The sequence below is a fragment of the Arenibacter flavimaris genome, from assembly GCF_030291335.1.
In the GTDB taxonomy this organism is placed as follows: domain Bacteria; phylum Bacteroidota; class Bacteroidia; order Flavobacteriales; family Flavobacteriaceae; genus Arenibacter.
On record NZ_JASWIM010000016.1, the window covers coordinates 1 to 18357 of the forward strand.

The following is an 18357-nucleotide window of genomic DNA, read 5'->3' on the forward strand; positions in this document are numbered from 1 at the left end:
TTGCGTCTGATTATTGGTCTTCCAAACGACATTGCTTTTCATACCATTAAGATAAGAAAATCGATACTTTTTTTAAAATCATAAACAAAAAAAAGAGACTGCCTTTTTAGACAGCCTCTTTTTTGTTTTGCATTGTAATGGTTTTAAACTTGGCCCTTGAGGACAACTTACGGGTCTTGACCAATTGTTGTGTTTATACAAATATTGTTGGTAGCCTAATTAGGAAGAATTCCGTGTTTTTGACTCCTCTGAACTGGGCCCTCAATGGGTAATGATTTATCGACACTATGTTAGAGTGGACATAATAAAGAACCGGCCTATTTTCAATTTACTTAAGTGGTTATTATTGTTTTTTATAGGTTTTCGTGAATCTTCGATTTCGTATTAAATCAAGTGGTTTTCACATTGGAAGGTGGAAGGTGTCCATAGAGCATTTCACCCAAGTGAAAGCGGCCTGGACGCCGGGCCGTGGAAAGTGCGTAGATTTAAAGAAATTTAAAATCAGCCTGCCTAGGCTACAGCTGGCTCCTCCTAACCAAGGTACCCCGCACCTTGGTTATTCGGCCCTGGTCGTTTTTTATTCATGGGCTGGTCTATTGATTTTTAATGGTATTCATGAATGCTACGCATTTGGGCGATGCAAAAAATGAACAGGACACAAACTTTAGATAGTAAATTAAATGTTTTTGTAATTCACACACAACTTTTAGGATTGATCCCAACTTACAACTCTTTTTTGTAGGTTCTTCTCCTCTTGTATATTTTTGGGTCGAAATGTTTCCATAACTGGCGAATGGCGACATTTTCTTCCAATTCCGGTGTCCTAACACATTTTTCAATGCCCTTGGCCTTAAAGGTCTTGTAATATTCATTGAACATAACGGCAGTAACTCCTTTATTCTGGTATTCAGGGAGTACCCCGATCAAATAAAATATAACTTCTTTGCTGTTTTTTTTCGCATTTAGCAAATGGAAAATGCCAAAGGGAAACAACTTTCCCTTGGCTTTCTGAAGGGCCTTGGAAAAGGATGGCATTACAATCCCGAACGCTATTAATTTATCATCTTTATCCAATATGAATTTGATATATTCGGGATTTATAAAACTGATATATTTTTTCTTAAAGTATTCTTTTTGGATATCGGTAATGCGCACAAAGGAAGATAGTGAGGAATAGGTTTCGTTAAAAAGATCGAACATCTTATCTGCCCAGGGCATTACATCCTTGGTTCTGGTAAAGTTTAATTCTTTTACGCCATATCGTTTTCGGACCAGTTCGTTCGCCTTTTTAAAAAATTTGGGCTCCGCATTGCTAAAAGGGAATTTGTTTTCCATGTATTCCTTTTCCTTAACGAACCCAAAGCGTTCAAAATGGTTTACATAGTACGGATGGTTGTACCAGGTAATTATGGTGCCTATCTCATCAAAACCTTCGGTCAACACCCCCACTTTGTCCAGATTGGAAAACCCTACAGGCCCTTCCATATAGGTCATTTTATGGGCCTTTCCTATTTCTGCCACCTTATTGAACAGCGCCTCGGTAACTTCATAGTCATCCACAAAATCGAACCAACCAAAACGCATTTTTTTTAGCTGTTGTTGGTTTACTTCCAATCTATTGATAATGGCTACGACCCTGCCTACAATTTTATCGTTCTTATAGGCCAGATAAAACCAGGCATCGGCATCCTTAAAAACAGGATTTTTGCTTTTGTCAAAAGATGCCAGTTCATCTTTGATAATAGGGGGGACCCAATAAGGGGAATCCTTATAAAGTGAAAATGGAAATTGTACGAACTCTTTGAGTTCCGATTTTGTTTTTGCTTCTTTTAGAGTAACCATACCGTATTTCTTGTATGGTTCAATATTAGCAATATTAATCTATAGGAAAAAGTACAAAAGTTATTTTGTTAGAAATCAATTTCAGAATCGTCCCTATTCTTTTCCTTTTTCTTTAGTTTTCGCAGTTGTTTTTTGGAAGGCCCCAAATCTATATCTTCAGCGCCACGGCCTTTGTTTTTGCTTTTTTTCTTTTTCTTCATGGCGTTCTTGCTAATGGGACCACCATTTTCCCCAGCCTTTTGATCCTCTATGGCCTTCACCTTGTCCCTGTGCATATCTATCCTATAGGAGAACCCCATGGTGGCAAAGATCCTACTGGGCGTATTTTTAAAACTTGCCCCTAGGTTCATGTCCACTTGCATATTCTCACCTAACAAATGGGCTACACCACCTCTTAATAGTACGTCCGAGTAGCGATCACTTTTTATGCCCTGGTTTTCTACAAAGACACTCCATTTGGGATCCCTAAAAGCATGGGATAGGGAAACCGTATAGTTCCATTCCGGAAAATCCGTTCCCAATCTGTCATAGGCAATATTGGAAATAAGTACAAACCTTGGCGTGAGCCTACTCTGTGTTGCTACCATTACCCTAGGGGAAACTGTTGGCTCACCTCTGTAAAAAGGATTGTCGCCCAAAACAAAATTGGCACCTGCATAGACCGATATGGCCGGGATAAGGTTTTTAAGTTTAAACCCATAGTTGGCCTTCCAGCTGTACAGATTGGGCTTGTTATTTTCCGGATTCTTGAAAGGATCGTAAATTAAATATTTTAAACCGATTCTGTTTCTTGAAAAATCGGTGTTCTTAATTTCTACTCCTGTGTTGGTGTAGGTTTTATTTTGATTGTCGAAGGTGCCTTCATAATTCAGTTCCAAGGTTTCGAAAAGTAGGCCATAACGCAAAGAAAGATCGGCTCCAAAAATATTGGATTCGGTCTCTAATTTGGAATGGTCCTGTTGTTCGTAAGCAACGCCAAATTCGGCCTGTAAAACGTTGGTACCTATGGCATATGCACTTACGGACAAACCTGGTCGGTTAGAATTGATGACATCGGTGTATTGTGAAAATGCAACGAATGGAATGGTGAATATTCCAAATATTAGTATTTTCATTAGACGTTTCTTGGAAACATTATAGTCCATAGGTACTATTTTATTATTATTTTAAGACTTTTGCACTATTAATACAACGTTAGAATTGTACTTTTGATATAAAATTTGTCAACTAATTATGGGTTTTTTAAAAACGATACTAATTGTACTCTTAGTATACTATTTGCTTAAAATACTAGCCAAATGGTTTGCTCCCAAATTGTTCAGATACGCAGCAAGGAAGACCGAGGAACATTTTAAGGAAAAATTTGAAGGTTTTGCCGGGCAGCAAACCAAAGACGAAGAGCAAATTGGTGACGTGATCATTGATCGGAAAACGGCCAACAAAAAGAATAGCTCAAAAAATGTTGGAGAATATATAGATTTTGAGGAAATTGAATAACCTTTTACCATAACCAACCATGAGAAACGGTCTAAGAGCCTTTTTTATCCATTTTTTTGTAACCGTATTTTTTGTAATTGTAGCCCTGGCATATTTCTATCCCGTTCTTCAGGGTAAGGTAATTGAGCAATCCGATATAGTACAGTTTACGGGAATGGCCAAGGAGCAAAATGATTTTCGAAAGAAAACGGGGGAAGAGCCTTATTGGACCAATAGCGCCTTCGGCGGAATGCCCACTTATCAGTTGGGGGCTTATTATCCTCACGATTATGTAAAGAAGCTGGATCGGGTTATCCGGTTTTTACCTAGGCCTGCGGATTATCTTTTTATATATCTTATCGGTTTCTATATTTTGCTATGCTGCCTCAAGGTAGATTATAAATTGGCGGTATTGGGGGCACTGGCCTTTGGTTTCTCTACCTATTTGATCATTATTTTGGGGGTAGGGCACAATGCCAAGGCACATGCCATTGGATATATGCCCATGCTCTTGGGGGGGATTATCTTGGTCTTTAGGAAGAAATATCTTTGGGGCTTCCTTCTTACGGCCATTGCCATGGCACTGGAAGTAGGGGCCAACCATTACCAGATGACCTATTACTTTATGTTGTTGGTGCTTATTCTTGGAGGGGTGTATCTAGTGGATGCCATTAAGAAAAAGAAATTGAAACATTTTGGTATCTCGGTCGGAATCCTCGTCTTGGCCGTGTTGCTGGGAATAGCGGCCAATGCTACAAGTCTAATGGCTACGAAGGAATATGCCGATTGGAGTACCAGAGGAAAATCGGACCTTACCATAACTCCCGATGGAGAGCCCAAAGAAAGCGGTTCCGGTCTGGATAGGGAATACATTACGCAATTTAGTTATGGTATCGTGGAATCCCTGAATTTGTTTGTTCCAAGACTGTTCGGAGGGTCTGGTGGAGAGGACCTGGGAGCCGATTCCAAAACCTATGCCTTTTTGACCGAGAATGGAATTTCCAGGACCAAGGCATTGGACTTCACCAGTGCTTTGCCATTGTATTGGGGAGACCAGCCTATTGTTGCCGCTCCTGCCTATATTGGGGCCGTGGTGTTCTTTCTCTTTGTTCTAGGGCTATTTTTGGTAAAAGGTAAGGTAAAATGGTGGCTTTTGGGGGGTACTATTATGGCCTTACTGTTGTCATGGGGCAAAAATTTTGGTCTGCTTACAGATGTAATGATCGATTATTTTCCGTTGTACAATAAATTTAGGGCGGTGTCATCCATTCAGGTTATCCTGGAACTTTGCGTTCCCGTTTTGGCCATCCTTGCCCTGGCACAACTTTTTGACCCCAAAGAGGGTACCCCTAAGAAACTAAAAGACTTAAAGTTAACACTTTTCATTAGCTTGGGAATCGGAGTGCTTCTTTTCCTGCTGAAGGGAATGTTCAGTTTTACCGGACAGAGTGATGAAACCTATCGACAGTATTATGGGGACGACATTGTTTCCTTGATAATAGCGGACCGCAAGGCCGTTTATAACGCCGATATTTTTAGGTCGTTGATCTATGTAGCCTTGGCTGCCTTGGTGATTTGGTTTTATTTGAAAAATAAGTTAAAGCAAAATTTGGTCATTCTTCTATTGGGGGGGCTTGTATTGTTCGATTTGGTAGGGGTTGCAAAGCGCTATGTCAATGAAGACGATTTTGTAGCACAGCGCAGAATGCTGGAACCTTTTCAGGAAACTGAAATGGACAAGCAGATTGCCAAGGATACCTCTATTTTTAGGGTGTACGACCCTTCCGAAATCGGTGGAGGAGGCCGTACAGCCTATTTTCACCAGTCCATTTGGGGTTACCACGCTGCCAAACCGGCAGGAATTCAGGAACTGTTCGACTTTCATATTTCCAAGAACAATGTTCGGGTGTTGAGCATGCTCAATGTGAAATATGTGGTGCAGCAAGATGAGGAGGGTAGAAATTATCCAGCCTTAAATCCCGATGCCAATGGCAATGCATGGTTTATTGACGAATTGGTGCCAGTTTATAATGCCAATGATGAAATAATGGCATTGAATACCTTGGATGTGAAGCATAAGGCAGTTTTTGATAAATCGAAATTTACTGATTTGAATGACCTTAACTACAAGACAGATTCTTTATCTACCATAGAACTTATCCAATATAAGCCCAATCATTTAACTTACAGTTCCAAAAATGCCTATCCCGGAATTGCCGTGTTTTCCGAAATGTACTATCCTCATGGTTGGAATGCCTATATAGATGGTACATTGAAAGAGCATTTTGAAGTGAATTATGTGCTAAGGGCACTTGAAATCCCTGCCGGTACACATAAAATTGAGTTTAAGTTTGAACCCAGCCTTATTAAGGTTGGTGGTAACATTACCATGGCAAGTTCCATTATCCTGATCATAGTCTTCCTTTTTGGAATTGGTCATGCTTTTTGGGCCTCTAGGAAAAAACCATTGGCTTAATGCAGAAGGTGCTCATCATCACATATTATTGGCCTCCGGCAGGGGGGCCTGGAGTACAGCGATGGTTGAAATTTGTGAAATACCTAAGGGATTATGAAATAGAACCCATTGTCTACATTCCGGAAAATCCCAATTATCCCATAATGGATGCATCTTTGGTGGAAGAAATACCAGCAGGGATAAAAGTATATAAGAGCCCTATTTTTGAACCCTATGGTTTTGCCAAGCTGTTTTCCAAAAAAAAGACCAAGAAGATCAGCGCCGGAATAATCAATTCCAAAAATCAATCGGTTATAGAAAAAGTGTTGTTATGGATACGGGGAAATCTATTTATTCCTGATGCCAGAAAATTTTGGATAAAACCATCAGTTCGTTTTTTGGTGGAAGTCCTTGAAAAAGAAAATATTGCAACCGTTATTACTACCGGCCCCCCACATAGCCTGCATCTTATTGGCCTTGAACTAAAAAAGAGTACCGACATTAGATGGATAGCCGATTTTAGGGATCCGTGGACTTCGATAGGCTATCATAAAAAAATGAAACTGACCAAGGCTTCACGGGCGAAGCATAAACAGCTGGAGCACTTAGTGCTTAATAAGGCAGATAAAATAATTGTGACCAGTAATACAACAAGACGGGAGTTTTCCAATATAACCCAACAACCTATTACTGTTATCACCAATGGGTATGATACAACCCTGGGCGGTTCCGTGGCTTTGGATGTCGATTTTACCATTTCCCATATAGGGTCACTGCTTACAGGGAGGAACCCCTCGAATCTTTGGAAAGCTTTATCAGAATTAATTCAGGAATACCCCGATTTTAAAAAATGTTTCAAATTGCAATTGGCCGGCGTTATCAGTTCGGATGTTTTGGAAAGCATCTATTTTTACGGCCTCCAATCCTATACCAAATTATTGGGCTATATTTCGCATGACGAAGCATTGAAATATCAGGGCAAGTCCCAAGTACTGCTGTTGATAGAAATTGATTCCGAAGAGACCCAGGGGATTATTCCAGGAAAGGTATTTGAGTATATGGCGTCAAAAAGGCCTATCTTGGGTGTGGGACCTGCCCACTGGGAGGTTGGGGATCTTATAGCACGATCCAATACTGGGCGGACTTATACATATGATCAATTAAGTGAATTGAAAAGTACGCTGTTACAATGGTTTCAAGAATATAAAAAGGAACAATTGAATTTACCTAGGGCAGCGGTAGAACAATATCACAGAAAGGAATTAACGGCAGAGTTATCAAGGTATTTGGCATGGGAATAGTCTTAAAACAATCATTGAACAATACTTTGATTACCTATGGTGGCTTTGCCATAGGGGCATTGAACCTTCTTTTTCTTTATACACGGTTTTTATCGGACGAATATTTTGGCTTGGTCAATGTAATACTGTCCGCCTCTTCTGTTTTAATGCCCCTATTGGCATTTGGGATTCCAAATGCTATGGTTAAATACTATTCTGGTTTCCAGGAACTTAATACTAAGAATAGTTTTTTGACCCTAATGGTTTTCTTGCCTCTAATACTTATTGTTCCTATTGGGGCCATTTCATATTTGGCCAATGAGGCCATTGGTGATTTTTTGTCCAAGGAGAACCCAATAGTAAAAGGGTATGTATGGCACATTTTCATTATTGGTGTGGCAATGGCCTATTTTGAGGTGTTTTATGCCTGGGCCAAGGTTCAAATGAAATCGGTTTTTGGGAATTTCATGAAAGAGGTATTCAGCAGAATAGTAGTAACGTTTCTGCTTTTGTTGGTCTATTGGGACCAGATTTCCGTGCTTACCTTTCTCAATGCGATGGTTGGAATGTATATCCTTAGAACCATTATAATGCAGGCCTATGCCTTAAGAACGCTTCCATTGAAACTGGATTTTGGTTTTCCTGCCAACAGCCGTGAAATTATTGGTTATGCCACCCTGATTATTTTGGGTGGATCGGCCGCCATTGTATTATTGGAGGTAGACAAAGTAATGATCAATCAGTTTATAGAGATTAAAAATGTGGCCTATTACAGTGTTGCCGGGTATATTGCGACCGTCATTGCCGTTCCGTCAAGGTCTATGCACAACATCACCTACCCTTTAACTGCGGATATACTTCATAAAAAGGATATCAAGGCTCTTAAAACATTATATCAAAAGAGCTCGCTTACCTTGTTTATAGTGTCTGGACTCATATTTATTTTGATTGTGCTCAATTTAAATGATCTGTACAATTTGTTGCCCGAATCCTATCGCGGGGGGTATGTAATTGTTTTTATAATTGGATTTGCGAGAGTATATGATGCCCTTTTGGGAAATAACAATGCTATCATGTACAATTCGGACTTTTATAGGGCATTGCTCCTAATGGGGGTTGCTTTGGCCATACTGACCATTTTATTAAATCTTTGGCTGATTCCAAAATATGGCTTGGATGGTGCGGCCATTGCCAGTTTTATGGCTTTCTTTATCTATAATACTATAAAATTGGGTTTTGTTAAATGGAAATTTGACATTCAGCCCTTCACTAAAGAGACCTTTAAGGTAGTATTGTTGCTGTTTACAATATCGATTATTTTTTATTTTGTAACATTTACTTTTCACCCGGTAGTGAACATAGTACTAAAGAGTATGGCAATACTCGTTTGTTATCTTTACCTGTTGTATCGCTTCAGAATTTCCGAAGACGTATTTGGGGCCATCTCCTTTTATCTGCAAAAGTTGGGGATTAAAAAATAGATCAGAGTTAATACATCCGGGATAGACCTTACATTTCTTAAAAGACGACTACTTTTAATATTTGGGGTATCCAGCTGTGGCATACCAATCTTTCCTGGAAAGTAAAACCCCGCAGGAACGAATTCACTGCGGGGCTAAACAACTAACCAACCTAAAAACTATTTTTAATTACTTCTGGAACTTCTTCCTCTTGTGGAAGCCGTTGAAATTTTTCTTGCACTACCACCGGATGATCTGGCTACCGACCTTTTTGCAGTACTTTTCGACTGCACATTTGGTCGTTTTGTGGTGGTATTTCTTACAGTGGAACTCCTGTTACTTCTACTGGTAGAACTGCTTCTAACCGAAGTATTTCTAGGGCTACTGTTAGCTACCTTTTTTACCACTGTTCTGGTATTCCCGGAAGGTCTGGATACGACCGCCTTGCTCTTGGTAACAGAACTCCCTCTTCCGTTAGTACTCCTAGTGGTTGTTGTTCTACTTACTGTTCTTTGAACATTGCCCTTATTGTTTGGGCGAATCGAGGAGCTCCTGGAAACCGATTTATTATTTTTGGCACTAGGAGAATTGCTACTTACCGTGGTACTTCTTTTGATAGTTCTATTGCCATTGGTGCTGCTGCGTTGGGTGGTAGTCCTTGAAATAGTGTTGTTATTTCTGGAAGTAGTACCTCTGGAAACAGTATTGTTCTTTCTTACCCCATTACTTCTACTTGCAACCGATCTGTTGGACCGTAGGTTGTTGCTATTTCTATACCCATTGTTTCTAACAGCCACTCTTTTGTCGTTTCTGTAAATAGTACTTCTCTTGGCATGATGTCCTTTGTTGTACTTGTAATGGTGCCCAACTTTGGCATAAGCTTTTCTATAGTTGTGGTGGTATGGTCTGTAATAGGTATACCTAACGGGTTTGTAATATCTTCTATAAGGGCTACCAAATACTAAACCAAAACCTATGGCGGGTCTTACGAAATAACTATGGAAAGGGCTATACACATAATGTCTGTTGTAAATATTAACGTAACCCCTGTGATGGCTGTAAAGTCCACGGTTGTTATAGTATACGTACAGACCACCAACTCTGGATACCCTACCACTATTGTAGTTGATGTCCACATCCCCAATTTGGGTTACCCTACCATAGTAATCGTAGTAGATGGGGACATTTTCCACTTGAATAACCGCACCGTAATCGTCATACTGTACATATGGGTTGTAATCGTAACCCGAATTAAAAGTAATATTGGTATGGCCAAAATTTACGTTGGCATTCACGCCATCTCTATTGTCAATATAGAAATCGAACTCCCCATCTGGGTATACCGAAAATGTGATGCCATTTTCAACGAATATAAATGAGTTATTGTTTCTATAAGTATTGCTTGTGGCAACCTTATCTTCCATTGAAGCTGCCTTGGAACCAGTAGTACCCAATATAAGCGCTGTAAAAAGGAGTATTAAATTTCTCATGATATAAGGTTTTAATTTTGAATGCAACTATTTACATTCAATTTATATATACCAAACAGCATGCCAAAAAATCAACAAATATTTTAAACAATTGATTATCATGTGTTTATCATTTATAAACAGCTATGATGTAGTTCCGTAAACAGTGGCTAAGGGGGCAATGGTAACAAGAACTGAGTATTGGGTGGGTTGTAGCTATGGGCAGGGATCAGTGATCAGTGATCAGTAAACAGTGGGCAGCGCAGGGTGGCCGGTTTTTGGTAAAGGACATAGTAAACAGGCAATTAGCGAACAGTATATGGTAAGATAGGGCAGGGCCTGGTCGGCTTATTTTATGGGATAGAAACCTATCAAAATTAAAATCATAGGATACTGTCGTAATTATTCCCCCTAACTAATGGGGTAATTTTTCCTTTAAATACTTGGCCGTGTAGGAAGTTTTGTTCTTTGCAACAATTTCCGGGGTTCCCTGCACCAATAGTTGCCCCCCCTTATTTCCGCCGTCCGGGCCTAGGTCTATGATGTAATCGGCACATTTAATAAGGTCTATATTGTGCTCAATGACAATTATGGAATGTCCTTTGTCAATTAATGCATCAAACGATTTGAGCAATTTTTTAATATCGTGGAAATGGAGGCCTGTAGTAGGTTCGTCAAAAATAAATAGGGCTTTGTCCTTGGTGCTCCCCTTTACTAAAAATGAAGCTAGCTTGATACGCTGTGCTTCACCTCCCGAAAGGGTAGAGGAGGACTGTCCCAAGGTTACATAGCCTAACCCTACATCTTGAAGTGGCTTTAGTTTGGTTACGATTTTGGATTGATTGTTTTGGTCAAAGAAACCTATGGCATCATCAATGGTCATATTAAGAACATCATCTATATTGGCATCTTCGAATTTCACTTCCAATACCTCTTTTTTAAACCTTTTTCCGTGGCAGGTTTCGCATTCCAAATGCACATCGGCCATAAACTGCATTTCCACCGTAATCTCACCTTCTCCTTTGCATTTTTCGCACCTACCACCATCAACATTAAATGAAAAATGCTTTGGCTGATACCCTCTTAATTTGCTTAATTTTTGGTTGGCAAAAAGATTACGGATATCGTCATAGGCCTTGATGTAGGTTACGGGGTTGGATCTGGAGGACCGACCAATTGGGTTTTGGTCTACGTATTCCACGTGTTTTAGGGATTGAAATTTTCCTTCCATGGAACTGTACTGCCCTGCTTTCTCTCCGTAGCCACCAAGTTCCTTTAGAATTATAGGATATAGGAGTTTTTTTACCAAAGTACTCTTACCACTGCCCGATACACCTGTAATTACTGTTAAAACGTTTAAGGGAAAGATAACATCAATATTTTTAAGGTTGTTCTCCCGTGCTCCTTTTATTTCTATGAAATTTTTGTAAGGCCTTCTTGATTTGGGTACGGCAATTTCCATAGTACCATTTAGGTAAGCCGCCGTAAGGGAGCTGGATTTGAGAACTTCGTTCAGGGTTCCATGGGCAACCACCTCTCCACCATGCGTCCCGGCTTCAGGGCCAATATCGATTACTTGGTCTGCCGCCTTCATAATGTCCTCATCATGTTCCACTACAATTACGGTATTGCCCAGGTCGCGTAACGATTTTAGAACTGTTATTAGGTTCTCGGTATCCTTTGGATGAAGGCCAATACTGGGTTCGTCCAGAATATACATGGAGCCCACCAAACTGCTTCCCAGGGAGGTTGCCAAATTTATGCGTTGACTTTCCCCACCCGACAAGGAATTGGATTTTCTGTTCAATGTTAAATAGCTAAGTCCAACATTGTATAGAAACCCCAATCTGCTCTCTATTTCCCTAAGTAATCTATTGGCAATTTTCTCTTCGTTAAAACTGAGTTCTATCTCCTTAAAGAAGCCAATAAGATCTTCTATGGGCAGTTCCACTAGATCGGAAATGGATTTCCCCGATATTTTTACATAGTCGGTTTCCTTCCGTAAACGTCTTCCTTTGCAGGTGCTGCATTTGGTCTTGCCGCGATATCGGGATAGCATTACCCGGTTCTGTATTTTATAGCTCTTTTCTTCCAGGCCTTCAAAGAATTTATGGATACCTGTAAAGTAACTGTTCCCTTCCCAAACGAGTTGCTTTTGCTGGTCGGATAGTTGATACCAGGGTTTGTGGATGGGGAAATCGAATTTATAGGCCACATTCACCAATTCATCCCTGTACCATCCCATACTTTCACCGCGCCATGGAAAAATGGCATTTTCAAAAATCGAGAGCGAAGTGTTGGGAATTACCAAATCCTCATCTATGCCTATTACATCCCCATAACCCTCACATTTAGGACAAGCTCCATAAGGATTGTTGAAACTGAACAAGTGTACATTGGGTTCAAGAAATTGCATTCCGTCCAGTTCGAACTTGTTGCTGAAACGGGTAGTTTGGCCAGTAGCCAGTTCCTGAACAATACATTCGCCCTTTCCTTCAAAAAAGGCAGTATCAATGGCATTGCCCAATCTATTGAAAAAATCCTCCTCGTTTTTATAAATGATTCGGTCTACCACAAGATCAAATTCGCGACCTACATCCTTTAGATCTTCATCTATCCTGGTAACCTCCCCATTGTACAGTATTCTGGCAAATCCCTGTTTGGAAAACAACTGTAACGATTTATAGGGGTCCCTATCGGCACTAATTTTAATAGGGGCCAGCAAAAGTAATTTTGTACCTTCCTCATAGGTCTTGATATGTTCAACCACATCGGAAACGGTGTGCTTTCTAACCTCATTGCCCGAAATTGGGGAAAAAGTACGGCCAATACGAGCGAACATCAATTTTAAATAGTCATAGATTTCGGTAGTGGTTCCTACGGTAGATCTGGGATTGGTGGAATTAACTTTTTGTTCAATGGCTATGGCCGGGGCTATACCTTTAATATAATCCACTTTGGGTTTGTCCAATTTTCCTAAAAACTGCCTAGCATAGGAGGAAAGACTTTCAACGTACCTTCTTTGTCCCTCGGCATAAAGGGTGTCAAAGGCCAAACTGGATTTTCCCGAACCGGACAATCCTGTGATGACCACCAGTTTATTCCGTGGTATTACAACGTCTATATTTTTTAAATTATGGAGCTTTGCTCCTTTAATTATAATATTATGCTTGGGATTAACGTCTGTTATAGTGGTCATGCTCGTATTTAAGTTGGCAAAGATACGATATGTGCGTTTTATTCGCTAGTGGCCCTTGACCTAAACTAAATATTATTCCTTGGCGGAAAGTAGTTTGATTCGGTATAATTTTTTTTATATTTGATGCATAATAAACCCTAAATAGCCTATACGTAACAAAATTACTTTTTTAAAATTTTGCTCAAATGCACTTGTAATATAAATACAGGTATGGCATTTTGGCCTCAAAAAAGTAATTTGTATGGAACTATTAATAGAAGATTCAGTACTAGTAAAAGACTACATGAACGGGGATGAAAGAGCCCTGGCAAAACTTATTGACCGCCACAACCAGCGACTCAGCAGTTTTATTTATTCCAAAGTTCAGGATCGGGAAATTACAGAAGATATATTCCAAGATACCTTTATAAAGGTTATAAAAACCCTAAAGAAGGGTAATTACAATGAGGAGGGAAAATTCCTGCCCTGGGTAATGCGCATTTCCCATAACCTAATAATAGATTATTTTAGGAAGAGCAAAAGAATGCCCAGATTTGAAGGTAGCAATGATTTCAATATTTTCTCTATAATGAGCGATGATCAGTTAAATGCTGAAAAGCGCCTTATTAAGGATCAGATAGACCAGGATCTGACCCTGCTTATCAAGGAATTGCCAAAAGATCAGATGGAAGTTTTGGAAATGCGCCTATATAAGGATATGAGCTTTAAGGAAATATCTGAAAATACAGGGGTTAGTATTAACACAGCTTTGGGCAGAATGCGCTATGCACTTATCAATCTTAGAAAGATTGTAGAAAAGAACAACATTATTTTAACGAATTAATAAGCCTTACAACCGCTTTTGGTTAATTTCTTCATAACTCTTGCGTTATTTGACAATAACAATATATTATTATGGGGAAATTCAACGTTACTACTAAGAACAATTGTAAATTAATGTCTACACGTAGGTCCAAGATAGATTTTTTGTTGAATTACTCTAAATCACTTTATATTATCAAAAGTAATAAGTGTAATGATGAATTGGATGAGCATTGCTTAAACTAGCGGCTCCCACCATTTCTTCAGTAGCTTGTGCCTGACAGTACATTAGGTTATTGGTCACCTAAGTCATGGACTACCTTTTAATAGGCAATACGCTGTAGGTTAAACTCCCAATTATTCTTTTGCGATTGTATTCCCCTGTCCCTCCATTGTATGGCAAGGCTGCTTTTGGTAGCCATATAACAATTGGATGTGAAGGATTTTCCATAATCGTTAATATATAGGTAAATCTTTATTTCTGGCGGATTACGATAATAAAGAGTCCTACCTTAATTCCATAAGGCCGTTTCAACTTCAATTTTGGCCAATTATTATGCGTAAAATAAGAAAATTGGCATTTGACATCAATTAACGGGGGTTTTACAACATAGTTTTTTGCACACCTTACCATTTATATACTTTTATCCTGTTACTAATTAATAATGAAGATTTATAGTCTTCATAAAAAGTAGAAGCAATAAAAAAAGTCCGAACCGAAAGGGGAGGCCCCCTAGTTTAACCAAAAACAATATTTTGTATGGAATTGCAAATAGATGACTCAGTATTAGTAAAGGATTACATTAACGGTAATGAAAAAGCTTTGGAGGTTTTGATCAACAGACATAACCAACGTATAAGTAGCTTCATTTATTCCAAGGTATTGGACCGGGATGTTTCAGAGGATATTTTTCAGGATACCTTTATCAAAGTAATCAAAACCTTGAAAAAAGGAAATTATAGCGAGGAAGGCAAGTTTTTGCCTTGGGTTATGAGAATAGCCCATAACTTGGTAATTGATCACTTTAGAAGAAACAAAAGAATGCCAATGTTTGAGGGGAATGATGATTTTAATATCTTTTCCGTAATTGGTGATGATAAACTAAACGTAGAAAAACAACTTATCAAGGATCAGATAGATACTGATCTTAGTTTATTGATCGAGGAATTGCCGGACGATCAAAAAGAGGTGCTTTTAATGCGTATTTATAGGGATATGAGCTTTAAGGAAATCTCGGAAAACACGGGGGTTAGTATCAATACGGCCTTGGGAAGGATGAGATATGCACTTATTAACCTTAGAAAAATAATTGAAAAGCATAATATCGTTTTAACGAATTAATAGGTCATAGGACGAATCGGACAATATTTCCATTTTAGTAGCGTTATCTAAACATAACAATACTATAATCCTATGGAAAAAATTTACTCTGAGAATCAATACAAGTGTAAACTTGCCAAAGCTAGTCCGGATACTATTAAGTTTTTGATTGGCTATTCCAAATCTTTGCAAATAGTTGAATATAGTAATATTCAATTCGAAAATAATTTAAACTAGACTAAAAAATCCCAACTCCTAGTTGGGATTTTTTGTTTTGTAGTAGGCGTCCAAAACTTTTTTTCTTCCTATTGTTTTGGTTATGATGTCTTTTTGCAAATTCCATCCTCTTGCAGGGGAATATTCCCTCCCGTACCATATTATCTGTAAATGAAGATCGTTCCATAATTCTTTTGGGAATAATCTTTTTGCGTCCCTTTCGGTTTGCACAACATTTTTACCATTGGAAAATCCCCATCGGTACATTAGTCTATGTATGTGGGTGTCCACTGGAAAGGCCGGTATACCAAAGGCTTGGGAGACAACCACACTGGCGGTTTTATGGCCCACGGCCGGCAATTGTTCCAAAAGTTCCATTTCTTGTGGAACTTGTCCGCCATATTTTTCAATCAAAATTTTAGAAAGTCCGTAAATCCCTTTCGATTTCATTGGTGATAGTCCAACCGGTTTAATAATTTCCCGTATTTCTTCAGCCGTCATTTTTACCATGTCATATGGATTGTTGGCCTTGGCAAAAAGTTTAGGGGTAATCTGATTGACCCTAACATCGGTACTTTGTGCAGACAATAATACTGCAATGAGCAGTGTATAGGGGTCTTTGTGGTCTAGGGGGACTGGAATGGTGGGGTATATTCCCTGTAAGGTCTCAATGGCAAAGTTTACTTTTTCGGCTTTCGTCATTTATTGCGTAATTTTATGAAAAATAAATATAGCAGCGCCCATTCATATGGGCGTGTTTTTAATTATAAATTTACTTAAAATTTAACTATGGATACTTTAAAAGTAGGGGATAAGGTGCCTGCATTTTCGGCTAAGGATGAAAACGGCAATACCATTAAACTATCTGATTATAAGGGAAAAAAATTAATCGTCTTTTTCTATCCAAAGGCAAGTACGCCCGGATGTACGGCCGAAGCCTGTAATTTGCGGGATAACTATACAGAGCTAAAATTGCAAGGTTATGAGCTCTTGGGGGTTAGTGCCGACTCGCAGAAACGTCAATTGAATTTTAAAAATAAATATCAATTTCCCTTTCCATTGTTGGCGGATGAAGATCATACCGTCCTTAATATTTTTGGTGTTTGGGGGCCAAAACAGTTTATGGGAAAAAAATATGACGGTATTCACAGAAAGACTTTTGTAATTGATGGGGACGGAGTTGTTGAGAGGGTAATTGATAAGGTGAAGACCAAGGACCATGCCGCACAACTGCTATAAAAGACGGTAGATGAATAAGGGGCTGTCTAATCCTGTAGATTTGGACAGCCCCTTTTACTATGAATAATTAAACCTTTTCCTGATTTTCCTCTATGGGTTTACGGATAAAGAGTTTCTTCTTTTTTATTATTTCCGCTATTCCCTCAGGTAGCACGGATTCCCAGCCTTCTTCACCATTGATTATTTTTTTGAGGACATCCCTGGAGAAAACATGTAATATTTCCGGGTCGTAATCTATGATGTCCATCACCTTTCCATTGTATTTGAAGAATTTGTACAATTCCTTCATTCTAGGGTGGACCTTTATGGTGTTACTTGTCATAATTTGTCCAGTTTCCTCGTTGCGCATTGGGTATAGGTAAACTTTAAGATCTTTAAAGAATAATTTGCCAAAAGCCTCTAGGATGCCCCCACTCAAATGGCGGTAGTATTTTTCATCGAAAATATCCACCAAATTGTTTACCCCCATGGTAAGTCCAATCTTGGATTTGGTATAATTGCTAAAATACTCAACGAGTTTAAAGTACTCCTGAAATTTCGAAATCATTACCGTATGGCCCAAAGAACATAAAAGTTCGGCTCGGTCCATAAAATCCTGTTCGTCTATTTCTCCGGATGCACGTAGATTGGAAAGGGTAATTTCAAAAATAACAACGGTATTTTCCTCTTCAACACTGGGTTCCCTGATAAATATTTCATAGGATTTTTTAAACATATCCATGTTGACCAAGGTAACTGGTCTAAAACTTCCACGTAGGGCCAGAATATTTTTTTTGTAAAGAATGGTCGCCGGCAAAAGGTTATTGCCATCGGGTCCGAACATTACAGCATCGGTCATATCATTTTTAACAAGCTGCAAACTCATTAACCTATTGTCTACTTCGGTAAAATTGGGACCGGAAAAATTCACCATATCCAATTCAACCGTATCCTTGTCAATATGGTCGTACAGGTATTTTAGTAATTTTCTTGGCTTGTCGTATTTGTAAAAAGCACCATAGATAAGATTAACCCCTACAATACCCAAAGTTTCCTGTTGTAACCTTGCTTCATTCTGTTTAAAGCGGATATGAAGGATGATTTCGTTTAATTCTTTTTGTTTGGGATCCAACTGATACCGGATTCCGATCCAACCATGGCCTTTGTATCTCTTGGAGAAATCAATAGTGGCAACTGTATTGGCATAGGAAAAAAACAATCTGTCGGGATGTTTTTCCCGACTTATCCTATTTTCCATGTTTTCCATCTCATGGGCCAACATTTTTTTTAACCTGGACTGGGTTACGTACCTTCCGTCTTCCTCAATACCATAAATAGCATCACTAAAATCCTTGTCGTACGCACTCATTGCTTTTGCAATAGTACCTGAAGCACCACCCGATTTAAAAAAATGACCAGAAGTCTCTTGTCCTGCACCTATTTCAGAAAACGTACCATAAATATCTGGGTTCAAATTTATCCTTAAAGTTTTTGCCTTAATGGACGGAACATTGGTAAAAGCGATTTCTTTCTTAAAAATATTGGACATAGTGTCTTATTTACTTGTGGCAAAGTTAAAAAGTTTGAGCTATCTATTTAATAAAATAGTTATAAATTTGG

13 protein-coding genes are annotated in these 18357 nt (G+C 38.9%); 7 read left to right on the forward strand and 6 right to left on the reverse strand.

The genetic code is table 11. The features are described 5' to 3' along the window. Window positions 1-723: 723 nt before the first annotated feature. Window positions 724-1842, reverse strand: coding sequence for a GNAT family N-acetyltransferase (locus tag QSE00_RS13100; protein ID WP_286106295.1), 1119 nt, complete (start codon window positions 1840-1842; stop codon window positions 724-726). A 68-nt stretch (window positions 1843-1910) separates the two neighbouring features. Further along, entirely contained in the window at window positions 1911-2957 is a 1047-nt protein-coding gene (locus QSE00_RS13105; protein ID WP_258364892.1) for a transporter, read from the reverse strand. Between the two features lie 118 nt (window positions 2958-3075). On the opposite strand from QSE00_RS13105, the gene QSE00_RS13110 reads away from it, so the two are divergent. From QSE00_RS13110 to QSE00_RS13125, 4 genes are read left to right on the forward strand one after another with little or no spacing between them, the layout of a single operon-like run. Then, window positions 3076-3339, forward strand: coding sequence for a DUF4834 family protein (locus QSE00_RS13110; protein WP_286106296.1), 264 nt, complete (start codon window positions 3076-3078; stop codon window positions 3337-3339). A gap of 19 nt (window positions 3340-3358) precedes the next feature. Further along, complete coding sequence (locus QSE00_RS13115; RefSeq protein ID WP_286106297.1) at window positions 3359-5794, forward strand: hypothetical protein; 2436 nt, start codon at window positions 3359-3361, stop codon at window positions 5792-5794. After that, window positions 5794-7074 (forward strand): glycosyltransferase family 4 protein, encoded by a 1281-nt coding sequence (locus QSE00_RS13120; RefSeq protein ID WP_286106298.1) that lies wholly within the window; start codon window positions 5794-5796, stop codon window positions 7072-7074. The genes QSE00_RS13115 and QSE00_RS13120 overlap by 1 nt, the downstream gene beginning before the upstream one ends. Next, the gene (locus QSE00_RS13125) at window positions 7065-8534 is read left to right on the forward strand and encodes an oligosaccharide flippase family protein (RefSeq protein WP_110357586.1); all 1470 of its coding nucleotides are present in this window, start codon (window positions 7065-7067) and stop codon (window positions 8532-8534) included. The genes QSE00_RS13120 and QSE00_RS13125 overlap by 10 nt, the downstream gene beginning before the upstream one ends. A gap of 164 nt (window positions 8535-8698) precedes the next feature. Here the strand turns inward: QSE00_RS13125 and QSE00_RS13130 are convergent, their stop codons facing one another. Further along, window positions 8699-10003 (reverse strand): hypothetical protein, encoded by a 1305-nt coding sequence (locus QSE00_RS13130; protein WP_286106299.1) that lies wholly within the window; start codon window positions 10001-10003, stop codon window positions 8699-8701. A 394-nt stretch (window positions 10004-10397) separates the two neighbouring features. Then, a complete protein-coding gene (gene uvrA, locus QSE00_RS13135) occupies window positions 10398-13181 on the reverse strand; it encodes an excinuclease ABC subunit UvrA (RefSeq protein ID WP_286106300.1) in 2784 nt (927 codons plus the stop codon). A gap of 241 nt (window positions 13182-13422) precedes the next feature. Between uvrA and QSE00_RS13140 the strand changes: the two genes are divergently transcribed. Then, window positions 13423-14004, forward strand: coding sequence for an RNA polymerase sigma factor (locus QSE00_RS13140; RefSeq protein WP_110357583.1), 582 nt, complete (start codon window positions 13423-13425; stop codon window positions 14002-14004). 738 nt (window positions 14005-14742) lie between these two features. Then, the gene (locus QSE00_RS13145) at window positions 14743-15324 is read left to right on the forward strand and encodes an RNA polymerase sigma factor (RefSeq protein WP_110357582.1); all 582 of its coding nucleotides are present in this window, start codon (window positions 14743-14745) and stop codon (window positions 15322-15324) included. Window positions 15325-15558: 234 nt separating this feature from the next. On the opposite strand, the gene QSE00_RS13150 is transcribed toward QSE00_RS13145, so the two are convergent. Continuing rightward, window positions 15559-16221, reverse strand: coding sequence for an endonuclease III domain-containing protein (locus QSE00_RS13150; protein ID WP_286106301.1), 663 nt, complete (start codon window positions 16219-16221; stop codon window positions 15559-15561). Window positions 16222-16308: 87 nt separating this feature from the next. Here QSE00_RS13150 and bcp point away from each other — a divergent pair, with 87 nt between their 5' ends. Beyond that, entirely contained in the window at window positions 16309-16758 is a 450-nt protein-coding gene (bcp, locus tag QSE00_RS13155; protein WP_286106302.1) for a thioredoxin-dependent thiol peroxidase, read from the forward strand. Between the two features lie 67 nt (window positions 16759-16825). Here the strand turns inward: bcp and QSE00_RS13160 are convergent, their stop codons facing one another. Next, entirely contained in the window at window positions 16826-18286 is a 1461-nt protein-coding gene (locus QSE00_RS13160) for a TonB-dependent receptor (protein WP_110357579.1), read from the reverse strand. Window positions 18287-18357: the final 71 nt, after the last annotated feature.